The sequence below is a fragment of the Bradyrhizobium sp. SHOUNA76 genome, from assembly GCF_023006445.1.
In the GTDB taxonomy this organism is placed as follows: Bacteria; Pseudomonadota; Alphaproteobacteria; order Rhizobiales; family Xanthobacteraceae; genus Bradyrhizobium.
The window spans coordinates 1-677 of record NZ_JALBHA010001058.1; the positions used below are offsets into that span (position 1 = coordinate 1).

The 677-nt window shown below is 69.1% G+C and carries 1 protein-coding gene; it reads left to right on the forward strand.

What is annotated here, in order from left to right; translation table 11 throughout:
• Positions 1–677: autotransporter outer membrane beta-barrel domain-containing protein (locus MOV74_RS39680; RefSeq protein ID WP_246933058.1), on the forward strand; the 677-nt coding region annotated here is incomplete at both ends.

Below are 677 nucleotides of genomic sequence, written 5' to 3' on the forward strand. Positions count from 1 at the left end.
CGCTGGAACGTGTGGGGTACCGCATTCGGCGGCAGCAGCAAGACCAACGGCGATGCGGCCGTCGTCGGCAGCCACGATGTCAGGTCGAACGCCGGCGGCTTCGCGGCGGGCGCCGATTATCGCATGTCTCCGGACACGCGGGTCGGCTTCTTGCTGGCGGGCGGTGCGACCTCGTGGTCGCTGGCCAGTGATCTCGGCAACGGCCGCAGCGACGTGCTGCTGGCCGGCGTCTACGGTGCGTACAAGTTCGGTGCCGCCTACGTGTCGGGCGCGGTCTCCTGCGGCAATTACTGGACGTCCGCCTTTCGTACCGTGCGCGTCGCGGGCGCCGACACGCTGCGTGCCGACTTCAATGCCCACGACCTCGGTGCGCGCATCGAAGGCGGCTATCGCATTCCGCTTTGGACCGCGCTCGACCTGACTCCCTATGCGGCGGTTCAGGTGCAGGGCTTCCGCACGCCGTCCTACGGCGAAACGGCGGCCGCGGGCTCGGCACAGTTCGCGCTCAACTACGACGCACGCACGGTCACGGCCGTGCGCACCGAGCTCGGCAGCCGGATCGGCAAGTCGTGGCACGTGCCTGATGGCAGCGTGCTGGACCTGTTCGGCAAGGCGGCCTGGGCCCATGACGAGATCGGCGATCCACGGCGAGTTCGCCGAGCGGACGCTGACCTACG